Here is a 17066-nt window from a genome sequence, read left to right on the forward strand (position 1 = left end):
GGTCTTCGACCCGCGGCTAGAAAGCATGCGTCTCAATCTGGTTGACAGTTGGGGCTACTGTATGGTGCAGCAGGTCCATCACGCGGTCAAGCGGGAAATTGCTGACCCCGATGGCCCGAATCCGGCCAGCCTAGTGTAGCTATTCCATGGCCTGCCGTTTCCTGTATCCGATGAGTATGCTACTTCTTAGAAGCATATCGCCCCATACAGTTTATTTTAAAGTTCCTGGGATGTTGGACGAAAGATGACCTCGTTAATATCTACGTCCTCTGGCTGGCTAATGGCGAAAGCAACCACCCGGGCAAAACTGTCCGGGCTAATTCCTACTGCTCCCACATACTCTTTGTTTGCTTGTGTTGGATGTCGGCCTCCGTGATATGTTCCAGCAGCTCTGTTTTTACTGCGCCGGGGCAAACGATGGTTGTACGGATATTATAGGGCTTCACCTCCATCCGTAAGCCTTCTGTTAAGGCACGGACCGCATATTTAGTAGCAGAATAAACGGCAGAGCCAGTAAACACTTTGTGGCCCGCTACAGAAGAAGTATTGATGATCTGACCAGACTTCTGGTCTTTCATATAGGGCAGAACGGCGGCAATACCATGAAGCACTCCTTTGATATTTACATCTATCATCGTATCCCACTCCTCCACATTTAGACGGTCCATGGGCGACAAGGGCATGATACCCGCATTATTTAGAATAACATCTACCCGCCCGAATTGCACAAAGGCCGCATCTACCAAGCCTTTTACCTGATCCCGCTGCGTGACATCCACCGCGAAGGCAAGCGCTTGTCCACCATTGTCCTGTATCTCCTGTGCCAGCGTTTCAATCCTGTCAGCTCTTCTTGCGCCTAGCACAACCGTTGCCCCAAGGGCTGACAAGTGCTTCGCTGCCGCTTCGCCCATACTACTGCTTGCTCCTGTAATTACTACAACTTTACCTTTAATGTTATTTTCCATTTTTTGATTTTGTTTGATGCTTAGATAGTTGCCGCATCAATCACATACCGGTAACGGGCTTCTTTATTGAGCACCTTCGTCCAGGCATCATTGATCTGCTTGGCATTTATGATTTGTATCTGCGGATAGACTTTGTTGTCTGCGCAATAGTCTACCACCTGTTGGGTTTCAGGCATGCCCCCTATTAAGGAAGCGTTGAAATTGACATGTGTATTGGCCAACCCGATAGTGCTCAGCGTTAGATTGAAGCCAACTGGCATACCTACTTGGGTAAAAAAGCCCCCCCGTTTCAGCGCCGAGGCATAGGCAGCCACATCAAATTGCGCCGGGATGGTAGAGATCAGGTAGTCGAGCTTTCCTTTATAAGGCTTCAGCTTAGCCACGTCATCTACCACTACCACTTCCTTGGCACCAAACCCACGAACATCCTTCACTTTATCAGGCGATGTCGTGAAGGCATACACCTCCGCACCTTTCGCCACTGCCAGTTTCACCGCTAAATGGCCCAGCCCGCCAATACCCGCCACCCCAATCTTGTCGCCAGGTTTAAAGCCTGCATTCATCAACGGGGAGTAGGTCGTGATTCCGGCACACAACAAGGGTGCCGCCTGCTCCAGGGAAATATGGTCGGGGATATGAACGGCAAAATGATCCCGCACAACAATGTTGTTGGAATAGCCGCCTTGTGAGATACCGGAAGGCGACGTTTTATCAGGATAGCCATAGGTGAAGACGGTAGCACCATTGTCGCAAAACTGCTCCTCCCCATGCTTGCAGCTTTCGCATTGCAGGCAGCTGTCTACCATGCAGCCAACACCAGCCCGGTCGCCCACTTTAAACTTCGAGACCTTCTTGCCAACAGCTCTCACAATGCCTGCGATTTCATGACCGGGAACCTGCGGGTATGGCTGTGCACCCCAGTCGCCCTTCATCTGATGAATATCGGAATGGCAGATACTGGCAAACTTGATATCAATAAGAATGTCATTGTCGCCGACCGGCCTGCGTTCAAATTCCCAAGGGACCAGTTTTCCTGAAGCGTCTTTAGCAGCGTAACCTCTAGATCTAATGTTTTTTGCAACAGCTGTTTGGGAGAAAATTGGTAAGGGGCTCGCCAACAATACTCCTGCCGTGGCCAATGACGTTTGTTGAATGAACTTTCTTCTGGATGGTTGATTATTCTCTTTCATAGAATTTTTTTACAGGTATATATCACTGCTATTTCTGCAGCCAGCTAGGTGACTGGTTAATATTCTACCCGCGACTGTTGCAACGCGTCGTAGCGGTCGCCAACAACCCCTATTTTCTCAATTTTGCTTTCAATCTCCTTGATCTCGGCTGCGGTTAGGACGAAGTCAGCAGCGCGTAAATCTTCCTCCAGATGCGAGAGCTTGGTTGTGCCAGGCAAGGGGACAATAAAAGGATACTTTGACAGCATCCACGCGATGCATAGTTGAGAGGAAGTCAGGCCTCTTGTCTTACCAAACTCATTGAGCGCCTCGACAAGCCGAATGTTTGATTTTATTGCCTCCGGTTGAAAGCGCGGCCATGCACCCCGAATGTCATTGGTTTTCAAGTCGGAATATTCGGTTAGGTTTCCGCCTAATAAACCGCGGCAAAGCGGACTATAGGCCACAAATCCTATCTCCAGTTCCTGTAAAGTGGAAAAGATGAAATCTTCGGGCAGCCGGGTCATCAAGGAATACTCACTTTGCACTGCCGTAACAGGGCAGACGGCATGTGCCTTTCTGATGGTTTCCGCTTTTGCTTCACTCAGCCCAAAGTGCAGCACTTTGCCTTCCTTAATCAGATCCTTCACAGCACCGGCAACATCTTCGATTGGTACGTTGGGATCCACCCTGTGCTGATAGATGAGGTCAATGCGGTCCGTTTTGAGGCGCTTGAGTGATTGCTCTACAACCTTGCGAATATGCTCTGGCCGGCTGTTTAAGCCCTTTGTACCCTCAATATCAAACCCAAACTTAGTGGAGATGGCCACTTGGTTGCGGATGGGCGCCAGGGCTTCGCCAACCAATTCTTCGTTTATATAGGGCCCATAAACTTCAGCGGTATCGAAAAAGTCGCAGCCCCGTTCGGCCGCCTCCCTGATTAGCTTGACCATGCTCTTATGATCCGGATGGATACCACGACCAGTATGCATACCCATACAGCCCAACTGAATGGCCGACACTTTAAGCGGATTCTTCTTTGCGCCTAAAACCCGCTTTTTAGTTAAAATGGTACCGATGGGTTTTCTCTTTTCGCTTTCCAGGGAAGCGCTGGCATAACTACTAACCGGTCCGGCAGCAATCGCCCCTATACCCAGCACCGTTGCTGTTTTTAAAAAGTCTCTTCGCCGTACAGAATCTGTGCTATTATGCTCCCACTGCTTACCACTATTCTTCTCCATCGCTCCGTATATTTTGGTGGAATAAAAATGTCTAACTATCAAGCGGCTCCTTCATACCCCTTAGTTCTACATGACACGGTCTACAGTGACTTATTTCGACTCGCGATATTCTTCATTGGTCACGGGTTCCAGCCATTCCACAATGCCTTTTTCGGTATTCGGGATAATGTACAGTTGCTGCATGCCCTTCGCCGGGCTAGCCCCATGCCAATGGGTTACATTGGGCGGGCATTTCACCACGTCCCCTTTTTTGAGGGTTTGACGGGGCTGGCCCTTTAGCTGGTGGTATCCCTCCCCGTCGGTGATCACCAGGATTTGCCCGGCCGGATGCCTGTGCCAATTACTTCTGGCCCCCGGCTCAAAATAGACATTGCCCACCACCGTATTAAACACAGAATCATTGGGAACCAGGCCTGTATTCCAGGCTTGGCCCGTAAAGTTTTCCGCCGGTCCCAGTTCCCCTTTGGGGAAGATGGCCGGCCGCTCTTCCGGTGAGGTAGTCCCCGTTTGTTGCTGTTGACAATGACTCAAGAACAGCACCACTCCCAGGGCTGCCACTGTTACTTTGATCGCGCTATGCTGCTTCATACAATCTCATTTGGGGTATGGCGTAGGTATGGTTTACACCTTCAGAATAGCCTGGCCCGTAAAGCTTAACCGGTCCGCTTCATTGCGCCAGTTCATAGGTTACCGTGGCATTTCCGGCACCCAAGGCGGCAGCAAGCCCGTTAGCGTCATGGATGCGTCCTAGCCTAGTGTACCTGTAGGAGGTGGAAAATCCTTTGTAGAAAAGCACCAGGGTGCTCGCACCATATAGCATCAAATTACCTGTTTGGATGGTACCGGGATTGGATGCATTGGTTGGCAGATTGTCCGGTAGGTCAACGTACTTTTCGTTTCCGTTCAATTCCACCATGGTAAGGGTCATCGGCAGCTTCGCGGTAAAAGCCGTGACGGTGGCATTGTCATCGAGCGTAGCCGTAAATACGCGCTGGCCAATTGTTATCCTTAGGTTCATATTCCCACTAGTTGGGGTGTCTGGCTCCACAAACTCTTTCTGATTGCCCGTACAGGCAGATAGATTTAAGCTGAGGAGCAGTAGAAAGAAAAGAGGGGCTATTTTCATAGGGAAACTGATGTAGGCAGTGGGGTTTCTGGAGCACAAGACGGAGATGCTGATTCAATACGTCCGTTTTGAGGCTGTTTTCAGTGAAATCGCCCCGAAGCCGGATTCTCTCTCCAGAATACCGTTGTTTTATCAACCAAGATTGACTCCAGCCTGTCCTACAAATTGATATAGCTGCCATTTGGAATGGCCATCAGTACTGTAGGCTCGGCTGCTGTGTGCCTATTCTATGAACTTCAGTATTTTGGCGGGTATGCCGCCAACTATAGTGTTGGCCGGAACATCCCTTGACACTATTGCCCCCGCAGCCACGATGGCGTTTTCTCCGATGGTGACCCCAGGTAAGATGGTGGCGGCCGCGCCTATCCAAACGTTTCGCTTGATGTGAACGGGTTTTGGAACGAGCGACTGCCTGTCTCTGGAGGATAGCGGATGGCTTTCTGAAAGCAGTTTCACACCGGGCGCCAATTGCACATTATCCTCAATGGTAATGCCCCCCAAGTCTAAAAAGGTGCAGCCAAAGTTGATGAATACCTTCTTCCCGATTTTGGTGTTCTTACCGTAATTGATGTATAAGGGTGGAAATACAGCCGTTGATGCATCGATTTCACTTTCAGTGATCTGACTTAAAAGACTTCTGATCTCATCCGGGTTGCTGGAATTATTCATTCTTTGAACCCATTCCATCGTAGCAAAGGATGCTTCACGCAATCGGCCACTCTGCGAATCATTCGGGCTGATTGTTTCACCTTGTCTCAATCGTTCAAAAATATCTTTATCTGAACTGTGCATGCTGTATTAGATTGATACCTACAAAGTTAAGAGGGCGTCAATTCTCATTTATTACACATTATTCGGCAATAATGTCAAATATCACTTATAGTAGCAGTAGAACTCTATACAATGCCACAGGAAGCACTGCCGAAAGTCATTTTACTAGTGATATCTGATAAGGAGCACTTTCCCGATCAATTCGAAAGGCTTTACCATACCCACTTATTCTGTCATCGCGGAAGCATCAGGTTTATGTTCAACGATCAGCTGATGGAATGCGAGCGAGGACAATTTTTGTTTTGGTTTGCCGAGAGCAGACTTTCAGGTTTGCAGCTTTCGAAAAGCTTTAAGGCAACCGTATTGCTGGTGGAAAAAGATTTTTTGAACACCAATATGCCTGACCAGGGTTGGAGTATTAATGCCCTCTTGCATTCTAGGGTTTATCCGGTCAAAACACTGCACGGCAAAAATGATCGGCAAAAAATCCTTTCGAGCTTCAAGTGGCTGCGTGACCGTGCGACGGAAACTGATCATCGCTTTTACCACGAAGCCCTGAACTTGCAGATGCAACTGTTTATTCTCGATATGTGGCACCTCTTCGCCAACGAGTATGAAAGACGGAAGCACACCCTGCAAACCGGAACCTTATATGAGCGATTCATGCAGTTGGCACAGGAGCATTGCTTGACTGAACGGGAAGTGCAGTTTTACAGCGATCAGTTGAACATCACTTCCAAATACCTCAGCCAGATTTGTAAAAAGGCATCTGGTGTCACCGCCTCAGAATGGATTCAACGTTTCGCTAGGGAGCGCATCATTCTTCTCTTGCAAAACAGAAACCTGAATATTTCTGAGATTGCCAATGAGATGGAATTTAGCAGCCGTTCGTTTTTTACCCGCTATGTGAAAAAGTTGTTGGGTGCTACACCGAGTGAGTACCGAAGCCGATTGGGCTAGAGGGAAAACTATAAACAAGTAAAGTAAACGAAACGACCGCTTTTCTTCTCTCCTAATTAGGCGCAGTAGCCTTTAAAACTGCCTCTACTGAAGGCCAAAAAACCGGTAAAGAAATCAAGGTAACGTTGTAAGTGAGGGTTAGAGACTACTTCACGAACGCTGGAAAAAGAAAGTGAAGGGACAAGTCATCAAGCGCACCCCTAGTACTTTGCAACGGACTTCAGTAATGTTGGAGCAACGATTTCCAACGTCCAGGCAACAAGAAGCAAGGATTTGTTCCCTCCGCTTAACATAATGGCCATTCTCGAACAAGGCAAGGTGAACTGGGGTGCTTTACTCTTAGCGCAACCACGCAGCCAACGGGATCAAGGAGCATAATAGCCCGACGGTAAACAAGAAATACAAGGCAATACCGAGTAGCACTTGCCCGCCGCTGACCGGCTCGCGATACCTAGTGCCAATGACGGTGGATGCTTTCTCACTCAGGTACCACAGATTGAACCCAACGAGCAGTGCGCCCGCCATTAGAAAGACCGTTTTTCCTGTCACGTAGCCATAGACTATTTTCAGGATACCAATCCCGACTATTCCCAGCGTTATTTGGACGGCCGTCAGCAACATAATGGCTGACTCAACCGGCTCCCGCGCCCCTAGCTTATTGCACACCCGCGCAAAGAAGGTCAAACACCGATACATAGTAGAAAGACAGATTGAAGGCGCGATGAGCGGCCAAGGTACTCACTCGGCGTGCACCTGGGCAAAGAGCAAAATACTAAGGGCTAATAATAGTACTGTGACGGGTACAACTTGCTGTCATAGCTGCATTCTATTCCTAAATGCTGTCCCTTTACATAACAAGAGTTATAACAGCATACTTTGGAAAGTTGAATATCAGCTTGGTCAGGAATCTTTAATAAAATTATAGATATTCCTGAATAATCATCTGGTATAGAATAGTTTAGATACTACCAATTGCTTCACGCAGAGCGCCGGCCACGCGCCGCAAATCCTCATCCGTCATAGCGGAACCGGAGGGCAGGCAGAGGCCGCGTTCAAACAGCTCCTCGCAGACGCTGCCGCCGTACTGGGGGGCATTTTGGAAGAGGGGCTGTAGGTGCAGGGGCTTCCAGAGGGGGCGGGCTTCGATGTTGCGTGTTTCGAGGTGGAGGCGGACCTGCTCAGGAGTGACGCTGGTGTGGGCAGGGTCGAGGAGGATGGTGGTGAGCCAGCGGTTGGAGCGGCTGCCAGCGGGCTCCTGGGGAGCAAATTCTAGGGCTGGCAGGTCGGCGAGGTTGCGCTGGTACCAAGCGTAAATTTCGCGACGCTTTTTCACGCGGTCGTCCAACAATTCCATTTGACCCCGCCCAATGCCCGCCAGGATATTGCTGAGGCGGTAGTTATAACCCGTGGCGGAGTGCTGGTAGTGGGGGGCTGGGTCTTTAGCCTGGGTAGCCAAAAAACGGGCTTGTTGGGCTAGGTCGGCGTTGTTGGTGATAAGGGCACCGCCACCGCTGGTAGTCAGAATCTTATTACCGTTAAACGAGAAAACGCCCACCGCTCCAAACGTGCCCAGCGCCCGCTTGTCGTAGCAGGAGCCTAGGGCTTCAGCCGCATCTTCGAGCACCGGAATGCTGTATTCGTCGGCTATAGCTATTATCTCACGCAGCTGGGCGGGCATGCCGTATAAGTGAACCAGCAGCAGCGCTTTAGGCTTTTTGCCGTGCCGCAGGCGGTCTTCTATGGCTTCGCGCAAGCGCACCGGGCACATATTCCAAGTCTGCGGCTCGCTGTCCACAAAAACTGGTGTGGCACTCAGATACACGATGGGATTAGCCGTAGCTACGAAAGTGAAGGAGGAGCAGAGTACTTCATCGCCAGCTTCTACACCCAGTAAAATCAAGCCCAGGTGAATGGCGGCAGTGCCCGAGTTGAGCGCGACGCAATGGGGGGCGCCGGTGAATTGGCAGATATCCGCCTCAAAGCCCGTAATGTTGGGACCAGCAGGGGCTACCCAATTATCCTCAATAGCCTTATGCACATAGTTCAACTCGTGACGACCAAGGTGGGGCGGGGAAAGAAAAATACGGTCGTGGTCTTGGCTGCGCATAAGGTGATAAGGGCAGGTAGATAGTGTAATGTATAGCTAAGCTGAGTTTCAAAAGGCGGTCATGCAGCGCGCAGCGCAGCATCTCGCGTGCTGATGTTGAGTTACTTATTACTACCGCCACCGAGATGCTGCGCTGCGCGCTGCATGACGTTCGTTTATGTATGCGGGCCTACTTTAGTAGACACTCAAACAGAGTGCCGCTTAATCACAGTGGCTGGCACACCTACAGCGGTGCAGTTGGGGGGCAAATCGCGGACGGCAACGGCTCCGGCCCCTACAATGGCGTAAGCACCCACGCGCACCCGGTCGATGACGGTGGCATTGGTACCCAAATACACGCCGGTTTCCAAGTGAACTGCACCCCCAATATTGGCGTGCGGCATTAAGGAGCAAAAATCGCCCAATACCGCATCGTGGCCGATGGTGCAGCCAAGGTTGAGAAGCACATGCTTGCCCAATACAATATCGCAGGTCAGGATGCACCCTTGGCTGATAATGCAACCTACGCCCAATTCTACCTGCTGATAAGGCGCGCAAGCTACGGCCGGGTGAATGAGCGTAGCAAAAAAGAGCTGCGGCGACGTGAGTTTATCAACCACGTTGGCCCGGCTCCGACTGTTGCCTACCGCTACCGTTACGTGGAGTGGCTCGGTTACAGCATTGAGCTCAGCGGCAGTACCTAAGTAGGGCACACCATGAATGGAGTCTGCCTGCGGCCGCACGTCGTCGTAGAAACCAGTGATATGCCAGGTAGGCTCGTATTCGTTGATCTGCTGAATCAGCATGAGCACTTCACGACCAAGTCCACCAGCCCCGAAAATGGCCAACGGACGAGTGATGGGGGGCTGGTCGGCTTCTTCGTACTCAGAGAAAAAAAGCTTGGTCATGAGGGTGAGTTGTCGGCAATGGTGGGGGCGGGGGAGCCGCGAAAGGCTTCGGTGGTGGCTTGGCCGGGAGCAGTAACACCTTGAGCACCAAGCACCCGCCGCACGGTACGGGCTAAAATGAGTAGGTCGAGGCGCCAAGATACGCGTTCAACGTACCAGATATCGTAAACGAATTTCTGCTCCCAGCTAATGGCGTTACGTCCATTTACCTGCGCCCAGCCCGTCAGGCCGGGGCGTACGCTGTGGCGGCGGGCCTGCTCGGGTGAGTACAACGGCAGATACTCCGGCAACAACGGCCGCGGGCCTACTAGGCTCAGGTCGCCGCGCAGCACGTTCCAGAGTTGTGGTAGCTCATCGATAGAAGTAGCGCGCAGCCAGCGACCCAGGCGCGGCAGCCGCGCCGCATCCGGCAAAAGCTGACCATGAGCATCGCGCTGGCTGGTCATGGTTTGAAGTTTATACAGCCAAAAAAGCTCCCCATGAAGGCCAGGCCGCTGCTGCCGAAACAGAAATTGCCCCCCATTCTGCACTGCCAAAAAGCCCCCCGCCAGCAGCAACACCGGCAGCGTGGCCACCAGAAGCGGCGCGGCCAGCACCACATCGAGGAGGCGCTTGCCCCAAGCTTGGTACCAATCGGTAGGCGGCGGGTGAGACATGAAACAATAGGTTGAGTTGAGGCAAATTTATCGTTTTCTGAGGCGTTCGTAGCGCAAGCTTTCGTGGTTTGCGCTAGGTTTGAGCTTTGGGTGATTTATAACAGGAATAGGGAAGCAGAAAATCTGCCCCTGCCACCTCCTAAACCCAACAGACAACGCCTACGCTACTCTCTATGCTCGTTTTTCCGAATGCTAAGCTCAATCTTGGCCTCTACATCACTGGCCTGCGGCCCGATGGCTTTCGCAACCTCGAATCGGTGTTTGTGCCGCTGCCGTGGAGCGATGCGTTGGAAGTGCTACCCGCCGATTCGGATTCTCTCTCCCTGACGGGTATTCCGATTCCTGGCGAGCCCAGCACGAACTTATGTTGGCGAGCATACGAGCTGCTGCGGATCGACTTTAATTTGCCTTCCGTGCAGATGCATTTGCATAAAATAGTGCCCATCGGCGCTGGCTTGGGTGGTGGCTCTGCTGATGCGGCTTTCGCGCTGCGGGCGTTGAACGAGCTGTTTGAGCTAAAACAATCCCCCGAAACACTGGAGAATTATGCTCGCCGCTTAGGTAGCGACTGTGCGTTCTTCATTCAGAATAAGGCCGTATTTGCCCACGAAAAAGGCGACGTATTTGCGCCAATTGACCTTAATCTGACAGGAGTTGCCTGCAAGGTTATCTACCCCAATCTGCACATTAGCACAGGCGAGGCTTATTCTCGCGTAACGCCTCGTACGCCGCGCCACGATTTGCGCGCGAGTCTAGCGCAGCCTATCGAAACGTGGCGCGATACGGTGAGCAACGATTTTGAAGAAGCCTTGACGCCGCATTATCCGGTGCTGGGCGAGCTGAAGGCTGCGTTATATGCAGCTGGTGCTGCTTATGCTAGCCTGTCGGGTTCGGGCTCAGCGGTGTATGGGCTGTTTCCGGGCCGCGAAATGCCCCCCAACGTGCCTGTTGCAGCCGATTATTTGGTGTGGAGTGGCGTGTTATAATGACTGGAATCTATACAACGGTGACGGGCCGCTGGCGGCGCTGATTCCACTGATCAAGCATCGGGTGAATCAGGACGCTGAATAGAATGACAAGCGTACCCAAGTAGAAGCCTAACGACATTTTTTCTTCCGACCCAAAAATAAGAACCGCCAGCACGATGCCGTATACAGGTTCCAGGTTGGTAGTCAGGTTGATAACGAAAGCCGACAGACGCTTCATCAATTCAATTGAGGCCGAGAAAGCGTAGACGGTACATACGCCCGCCAGCATTAGCAGCCATAGCCAATCCCAGGAAATAAGAGCCAGATGTAAGCCCGCGCCTTCCGTAAAATACAGGCTATAAACCGGGAAGAAGAGCACGATAGATAAACAAGCACCCATCATCTCATAAAACGTCAGGCGCAGGGGCGAGTGCTGCTTCACCAGCTTGACATTGAGTACGCTAAACAGCGCTGACAAACCTGCCGAGAGAATGGCAACAGCCAGCCCCAGCAGTTGGTCAAACTCGGCCTGCGACACTAAGTAAAGCCCCACCATCGTTAGCAAACCCAGAAAAACCTCGTAGCCCCGTATCCGGCGCCACAACAAGAGGGGCTCCAGCAGCGAGGTCCAGAGAGCCAGCGTTGCCATACCGGCCAGACACACACTCACAGACGAAAGGCGGGCGGCGAGGAAAAAGGTAATCCAGTGTACAGCTACCAACGAGCCCACGCTAAGCAAGCGTACCGCCTGGCCGAGTGGTATGCGCACGCTTTGCTTTTTAAGGGTCAGCAATAGGCCCAAACCAGTAGTGGCCAGCAGCGTCCGCCAAAAAACTAGCTCTACCGGCGGCACCGAAATAAGCTTTCCTAGAATAGCCGTGAAGCCCCACAGCAAAACAATAAAGTGTAGGCGTAGGTAGTCTTTGAGCATATCTCGGGGGCTTTTTTATTCGTGATGGGGTAGGTGAGGCCTGTCTATTTCGGCACCAACCTATACAAGACTAGCCCAATGACGGAGAACACCATGCTGGGAATCCAGGCTGCCAGCAGAGGCGACAGCGACCCAACGGCAGCCAAGTTGCGGCTCAGAATCACGAAGATGATGAAGATGAAAGCCAGCACGAAGCCCAGCGCAATTTTGCCCCCCACGCCACTGCGCGACTTACCCGCGCTCAGAATAACGCCGATAACGGTCAGAATAAGGATGGCAAACGGGTAGGCGTAGCGCTCGTACTTCTCGCTCAAATAGGTTTGGGTGTCGCTGGCGCCGCGGTCGATTTTCTGCTGAATAAATCGGTTCAACTCGGGCAACGTGAGCGTCTCGGCCAGGCGATAGGTGCTGGCAAAGTCTTTAGGATACAGGTTGAGCGTGGTGTCGCGGGCCGGGTAGGACTTGAGGCTTTCGTTCTGGCCATCGAAGGTGCGCACTAGTTGGGGTGAGAGGCGCCAGGCACGTTTTACCGAATCCCATGTAATGGCGTCGGCGGTGAGGCGACGCTTGAGCGTAGTACCTTCAATGTCCTCCAGCGCGAAACGGTAACCGATATTATTCGTATTGTCGTAGCTCTCCATGTAGGCATAGCTGCGCGGCCCCACTTTAATATGCACGTTGCGCTGATCGAAGCGAAACTGCCGCTTGGTGTATTTGCGCTCGAACTCCACCCGCGTTTTACTGGTAATTGGAATTACCCAGCCAATAAGGCCAAATGTGGCCACGCCGATAATAACGCCCCCCATCACATACGGCACCAAGAGCCGCGGAAAACTGATCCCACTGGCCAGAATTGCCACAATTTCAGTACGCGACGCGAGCTGCGCCGTTACGAAAACGACGGCAATAAATACCGTAATGGGCGAGAGTAGATTGGCGAAATAGGGAAACAGATTAACGTAATAATCAAGGATAATCGTCTTGGCAGCCAGATTATGCTTGATAAAATCGTCGTTCTTCTCCGTGAAGTCGATCACACAAATTACAGCCACCAACATCACAACCGTGAAGAGAAACGCGGTCAGGAATTTTTTGAGGATGTACTTATCGAGAAGCTTCACTTCGAGTTGCGTTAATGTGTTTTCGTGGATGTTCAGCTAAGTATTCCTACTCAGCACGAGCAACGAAATACAAACTTATAATCGGGCCATTACCTGTTTCACCATTTTCTCCTTCCACTCTCGGAAGGTGCCAGCGATGATGTGGGCGCGCGCTTGCCTCACCAGCCAGAGGTAAAAAGTAAGGTTGTGAATAGAGGCAATCTGCGGGCCGAGCATTTCCTGGCTCTGGAATAAATGCCGAACGTAAGCCCGCGTATAAAACGTGCTCACGTAGCCACCAAGTTCAGCATCAATCGGCTCAAAGTCAGTCGCCCATTTCTTATTCGTGATGTTGATGATGCCTTGCGTAGTGAACAGCATGCCATTACGGGCATTGCGAGTGGGCATCACACAGTCGAACATATCCACGCCGAGCGCGATGTTTTCCAGGATATTAGCCGGCGTGCCCACGCCCATGAGGTAGCGGGGCTTGTCGGTGGGCAAAATATCGCATACCAGCTCAGTCATCTCGTACATCAACTCGGCGGGCTCACCCACGCTCAAGCCGCCGATGGCATTGCCTTCGCGACCTTGCTCGGCTATAAACTCCGCTGATTTGATGCGCAGATCTTTGAAGGTGCTGCCCTGTACAATGGGGAAAAGCGTTTGCTCGTAGCCGTAGTGACCTTCGGTGCTGTCGAAGCGCTGAATGCAGCGCGTGAGCCAGCGGTGCGTCATATCCAAGGAGCGGCGGGCGTAGTCGTACTCGCAGGGCCACGGCGTGCACTCATCGAAGGCCATGATAATATCGGCCCCGATAGTGCGCTGAATGTCCATCACGCCCTCTGGTGAGAATAGATGCTGAGAGCCATCAATGTGGGAGCGAAACTTGACGCCTTCTTCCTTAATCTTGCGGGTGTTACTTAAAGAGTACACTTGGTAGCCGCCGCTGTCGGTCAGAATAGGCCGGTCCCAGCCGTTGAATTTGTGCAGGCCGCCAGCTTGGCGCAAGATGTCGAGGCCAGGCCGCAGGTACAGATGGTAGGTATTGCCGAGGATAATCTGGGCTTGTACGTCGTTGGTGAGGTCGCGCTGCTGCACAGCTTTCACGGTGCCGGCTGTGCCAACGGGCATAAAAATGGGCGTCTCGATGGCGCCGTGGGCGGTATGCACCACGCCGGCGCGGGCTTTGGTCTGCGGATCGTGGGCTACTAAATCGAAGGTCATCTAATCACTAAGAGGGGTTTCCGGCGAGCGTTGGCGGGAAACGACGGTAGAATCTGCAAAGGTAGCCCGCTGCCCGTGATTAATACCTAATTTTGCCCCCCACTGACCCTCCGCGCCTTGTCCCTGCCTTTTTCGCCCGCGGTCTGGCTGTTGCTGGCTTGTGCGCTGGTTCAGCTCTACTACGCCGGCTATTATTTTCTATCCTTCATTAGTCGCCCCAATGCGCCTGCGCCTGATGAAGCGGCGGCGGAGCCTGTTTCGGTGGTAGTGTGTGCTCATAATGAGTTGGAAAACCTACGGCGGTTGCTGCCGCTCTTACTACAACAAGACTACCCAGCAGGCTTTGAGGTAATTCTGGTTGACGACCGCTCGACCGATGGCACCGCCAGCTTGATTCAGCAATTCAACCAGATTTACCCGCACGTACGCTTAGTATCCGTATTAAATACGCCAGTCGAGTTTTCGCCGAAGAAGTATGCCCTTACATTGGGTATAAAAGCCGCCCGCTACGAGCAGTTGCTCTTTACCGATGCTGACTGCTGGCCTGCTACAAATCAGTGGATCAAATCCATGCAAAGCGGCTTTGCGCAGCCCGCCGATATTGTGCTTGGTTACTCAGGATACGCGTCAGGTCCAGGGTTCTTGAATAAGCTGATTCGGTTTGAAACCTTGCTGACCGGAGCACAGTATCTGTCGTTCGCGTGGCGTGGTAATCCCTATATGGGAGTGGGTCGAAACCTAGCTTATACCAAAAGCTGTTTTCAAGCTACCAAAGGGTTTGCCTCTCACTTGCGGCGCTTGGGCGGCGACGACGACTTGCTGGTGCAGGACGCCGTGGCGCAAGGGCAGCGCGTGACAGTGCAAGTACAACCAGCGGCTCAAACCGTGAGTTGGCCGGCCCAAACGTGGGCGGCGTGGTGGCGGCAAAAGCGGCGGCATTTGTCGGCCGGGCCGCGCTATTCATGGAAAGATCAGGTCCGAATTGGAACGTTTATTGGCACTAATCTTCTTTTTTATTTCACAGCAACTTTGCTCGTGTTTTCCCGGCCCGATTGGATACCTTTGGCGGTTATATGGGCGGTGCGGACGGGAGCTATTAGCGCAACCTACGCGCGGCTCGGCCGTCATTTAGCCGACCGTCTGCCTTTTTGGCTGTTACCAGTCCTCGACGCAGTTTATTTTTTTAATTATCTCGCTCTGGGAATTTCACTGTTCCTCTACCGCACCCTCCGATGGAAGTAAACAACCAGGAAATACAGAAACAATTCTCCGCCAAAGCTAAGCATGACTTCAAGCTAATTCGGGCCGCCGTTGAGCAGGGCGACGAAAAAGCCTACGCCGAGCTGATGCAGATTTACAAGAAGCCCGTGTACCATGTAGTGCTGAAGATGGTACGCAACCCCGACGACGCCGAGGACTTAACCATCGAAGCTTTCGCCAAAGCATTTCGCAACCTGCACAAGTTCAACCCCGAGTACGCCTTCAGTACCTGGCTGTTTCGCATCGCCACCAACAACTGCATCGACTTTATTCGCAAGAATAAGATCAAGACGATGTCAATTGACTCGGCCATCAAGATTGACAACGGCGACGAAATCACGATTGACTTCCGCGACCAGAACCTGAACCCACAGGAGTCGGCAATCAAGAACCAGAAGATCGAAATCATGCAGCACGTGGTGTCGCGGCTGCCCGACAAATATCAGCGCCTCGTAACCTTGCGCTACTTCGATGAGCTGAGCTACGAAGAAATTGCCACCGAACTAAAAGCCCCGCTCGGCACCGTGAAAGCCCAGTTACATCGTGCCCGCGAATTGCTCTATGACATGGTGAAGAATAAGAAGCATATTATCTAAGTCATCTAATAAAGCCCCCCAGTAATTATCTGGGGGGCTTTTTTTATACATTTGACCGTGCCCTACTTCTTCATTCTTTCAATTTTTGTCTTGTGGCTCGTAGGGTTGTTGGTGGGCGCGGTAATAGTGAGGTATAGTGCCCGTCTGCGGCCTTTAAGCACGTATTTGATTGCGGTAGCAATTGGATCTGTTCCAGGTTTTCTGCTGGGCAACGTTGCACTGTTGGTGGGGGCGCTGGGCGTGGCTAAACTCCTGACATTATTTTCGCTTCCGCGTATTCTGCAGCCTCTGCAAACGCTCGGCGCGGCCGCTACTATTTTTATTGGGCCGTTTATCGCTTCGGCAATCGGTATTCTGCTTGGCGCTTTTCTGGGAATCGTGGTAGCTTGGCGACGTCAGCGGCACAAACCCGCCTAGCATTATCCGCCTGGTAGGCGACGCTTTTCCGCGTTACTTTTGCCCCCCATGAACCTGATTCACCACTACTTCCCGCACCTTACCGACCAGCAGCGCCAGCGCTTCCAGCAACTTGAAATGGAGTTTAAAAGCTGGAATGAGCGCCTAAATCTGGTGGCTCGCACCGATGTCGATAACTTGACCGAGCGACACATTCTGCACTCGCTCGGCATTGCGAAAGTGGTAGAATTCACGTCTGGTAGCTCGGTTCTGGATGTAGGTACGGGGGGCGGCCTGCCGGGCTTGCCGCTAGCTATTCTATTTCCCGAAGTGAAATTTCACCTTGTGGATAGTATCGGCAAGAAGATTCACGCGGTGCAGGAAATGGCGCTGGCCCTTCATCTGACTAACGTCACCGCTGAGCAGACGCGCGTCGAACAAGTTCGCCCAAAGTTTGATTACGTGGTGAGCCGAGCCGTGGCACGCTTAGCCACCTTTCACACTTGGATTGCCCAGCGCTACAAGCGCCCCGGCGACGCTACCAGCGGCTTATATTATTTGAAAGGTGGCGATTTGACGGAAGAAATAGCCGAAGCAGGCCTGCCTGCCACTTTATTTGACCTAAGCGACTATTTCAAGGAAGAATTTTTCGAGACGAAGAAAGTCGTTTTCGTGCCCGCAACTACAGTATAGGTGTAAAGCACTT

The 17066-nt window shown here is 52.1% G+C and carries 20 protein-coding genes; 6 read left to right on the plus strand and 14 right to left on the minus strand.

What is annotated here, in order from left to right; translation table 11 throughout:
- Window positions 1-16 precede the first annotated feature (16 nt).
- The 7 genes from G7064_RS23300 to G7064_RS16005 form a co-directional block, all read right to left on the minus strand.
- Window positions 17-79 carry a hypothetical protein gene (locus tag G7064_RS23300; protein WP_410505555.1) on the minus strand — a complete coding sequence of 21 codons (63 nt, stop codon included), beginning with the start codon at window positions 77-79 and terminating at the stop codon, window positions 17-19.
- 244 nt (window positions 80-323) lie between these two features.
- Window positions 324-965 carry an SDR family oxidoreductase gene (locus tag G7064_RS15980; RefSeq protein ID WP_240935538.1) on the minus strand — a complete coding sequence of 214 codons (642 nt, stop codon included), beginning with the start codon at window positions 963-965 and terminating at the stop codon, window positions 324-326.
- Between the two features lie 20 nt (window positions 966-985).
- Window positions 986-2155, minus strand: a complete 1170-nt coding sequence (locus G7064_RS15985; protein WP_166074366.1) for an NAD(P)-dependent alcohol dehydrogenase — start codon at window positions 2153-2155, stop codon at window positions 986-988.
- 56 nt (window positions 2156-2211) lie between these two features.
- Window positions 2212-3375: an aldo/keto reductase gene (locus G7064_RS15990; RefSeq protein ID WP_166074367.1), complete on the minus strand. Its 1164-nt coding sequence runs from the start codon at window positions 3373-3375 to the stop codon at window positions 2212-2214.
- Between the two features lie 90 nt (window positions 3376-3465).
- A complete protein-coding gene (locus tag G7064_RS15995) occupies window positions 3466-3963 on the minus strand; it encodes a cupin domain-containing protein (RefSeq protein ID WP_166074368.1) in 498 nt (165 codons plus the stop codon).
- A 79-nt stretch (window positions 3964-4042) separates the two neighbouring features.
- Window positions 4043-4501, minus strand: a complete 459-nt coding sequence (locus tag G7064_RS16000) for a cyclophilin-like fold protein (RefSeq protein WP_166074369.1) — start codon at window positions 4499-4501, stop codon at window positions 4043-4045.
- A gap of 222 nt (window positions 4502-4723) precedes the next feature.
- A complete protein-coding gene (locus tag G7064_RS16005) occupies window positions 4724-5293 on the minus strand; it encodes a sugar O-acetyltransferase (RefSeq protein ID WP_166074370.1) in 570 nt (189 codons plus the stop codon).
- A gap of 234 nt (window positions 5294-5527) precedes the next feature.
- Between G7064_RS16005 and G7064_RS16010 the strand changes: the two genes are divergently transcribed.
- Entirely contained in the window at window positions 5528-6232 is a 705-nt protein-coding gene (locus G7064_RS16010; protein ID WP_205711130.1) for a helix-turn-helix domain-containing protein, read from the plus strand.
- Between the two features lie 339 nt (window positions 6233-6571).
- On the opposite strand, the gene G7064_RS16015 is transcribed toward G7064_RS16010, so the two are convergent.
- The 4 genes from G7064_RS16015 to G7064_RS16030 form a co-directional block, all read right to left on the minus strand.
- Window positions 6572-6916 carry a hypothetical protein gene (locus G7064_RS16015; RefSeq protein ID WP_166074372.1) on the minus strand — a complete coding sequence of 115 codons (345 nt, stop codon included), beginning with the start codon at window positions 6914-6916 and terminating at the stop codon, window positions 6572-6574.
- A 274-nt stretch (window positions 6917-7190) separates the two neighbouring features.
- A complete protein-coding gene (locus G7064_RS16020; RefSeq protein WP_166074373.1) occupies window positions 7191-8339 on the minus strand; it encodes a DegT/DnrJ/EryC1/StrS family aminotransferase in 1149 nt (382 codons plus the stop codon).
- Between the two features lie 185 nt (window positions 8340-8524).
- On the minus strand, window positions 8525-9226 hold the full coding sequence (locus G7064_RS16025; protein ID WP_166074374.1) for an acetyltransferase: 702 nt from the start codon (window positions 9224-9226) through the stop codon (window positions 8525-8527).
- The gene (locus G7064_RS16030) at window positions 9223-9882 is read right to left on the minus strand and encodes a sugar transferase (RefSeq protein ID WP_166074375.1); all 660 of its coding nucleotides are present in this window, start codon (window positions 9880-9882) and stop codon (window positions 9223-9225) included. Before G7064_RS16030 ends, G7064_RS16025 begins: the two co-directional genes overlap by 4 nt.
- A gap of 173 nt (window positions 9883-10055) precedes the next feature.
- Here G7064_RS16030 and ispE point away from each other — a divergent pair, with 173 nt between their 5' ends.
- The gene (gene ispE / locus G7064_RS16035; protein ID WP_166074376.1) at window positions 10056-10868 is read left to right on the plus strand and encodes a 4-(cytidine 5'-diphospho)-2-C-methyl-D-erythritol kinase; all 813 of its coding nucleotides are present in this window, start codon (window positions 10056-10058) and stop codon (window positions 10866-10868) included.
- 10 nt (window positions 10869-10878) lie between these two features.
- On the opposite strand, the gene G7064_RS16040 is transcribed toward ispE, so the two are convergent.
- The 3 genes from G7064_RS16040 to tgt all read right to left on the minus strand — a co-directional run bounded on the left by G7064_RS16040 (window position 10879) and on the right by tgt (window position 14108).
- Window positions 10879-11781: a DMT family transporter gene (locus G7064_RS16040; RefSeq protein ID WP_166074377.1), complete on the minus strand. Its 903-nt coding sequence runs from the start codon at window positions 11779-11781 to the stop codon at window positions 10879-10881.
- A 44-nt stretch (window positions 11782-11825) separates the two neighbouring features.
- Window positions 11826-12902, minus strand: coding sequence for an LptF/LptG family permease (locus G7064_RS16045; protein WP_166074378.1), 1077 nt, complete (start codon window positions 12900-12902; stop codon window positions 11826-11828).
- 75 nt (window positions 12903-12977) lie between these two features.
- Complete coding sequence (gene tgt, locus G7064_RS16050; RefSeq protein ID WP_166074379.1) at window positions 12978-14108, minus strand: tRNA guanosine(34) transglycosylase Tgt; 1131 nt, start codon at window positions 14106-14108, stop codon at window positions 12978-12980.
- Between the two features lie 117 nt (window positions 14109-14225).
- On the opposite strand from tgt, the gene G7064_RS16055 reads away from it, so the two are divergent.
- The 4 genes from G7064_RS16055 to rsmG are packed head-to-tail and all read left to right on the plus strand — an operon-like array spanning window position 14226 to window position 17053.
- Window positions 14226-15350 (plus strand): glycosyltransferase, encoded by a 1125-nt coding sequence (locus tag G7064_RS16055; protein WP_166074380.1) that lies wholly within the window; start codon window positions 14226-14228, stop codon window positions 15348-15350.
- The gene (locus tag G7064_RS16060) at window positions 15341-15964 is read left to right on the plus strand and encodes an RNA polymerase sigma factor (RefSeq protein WP_084444334.1); all 624 of its coding nucleotides are present in this window, start codon (window positions 15341-15343) and stop codon (window positions 15962-15964) included. Before G7064_RS16055 ends, G7064_RS16060 begins: the two co-directional genes overlap by 10 nt.
- A 57-nt stretch (window positions 15965-16021) precedes the next feature.
- Window positions 16022-16381: a hypothetical protein gene (locus G7064_RS16065; RefSeq protein ID WP_166074381.1), complete on the plus strand. Its 360-nt coding sequence runs from the start codon at window positions 16022-16024 to the stop codon at window positions 16379-16381.
- Between the two features lie 48 nt (window positions 16382-16429).
- Window positions 16430-17053, plus strand: a complete 624-nt coding sequence (gene rsmG, locus G7064_RS16070; protein WP_166074382.1) for a 16S rRNA (guanine(527)-N(7))-methyltransferase RsmG — start codon at window positions 16430-16432, stop codon at window positions 17051-17053.
- The last annotated feature ends 13 nt before the right edge of the window (window positions 17054-17066 follow it).

The organism is Hymenobacter sp. HDW8, assembly GCF_011305775.1.
GTDB lineage: Bacteria > Bacteroidota > Bacteroidia > Cytophagales > Hymenobacteraceae > Hymenobacter > Hymenobacter radiodurans.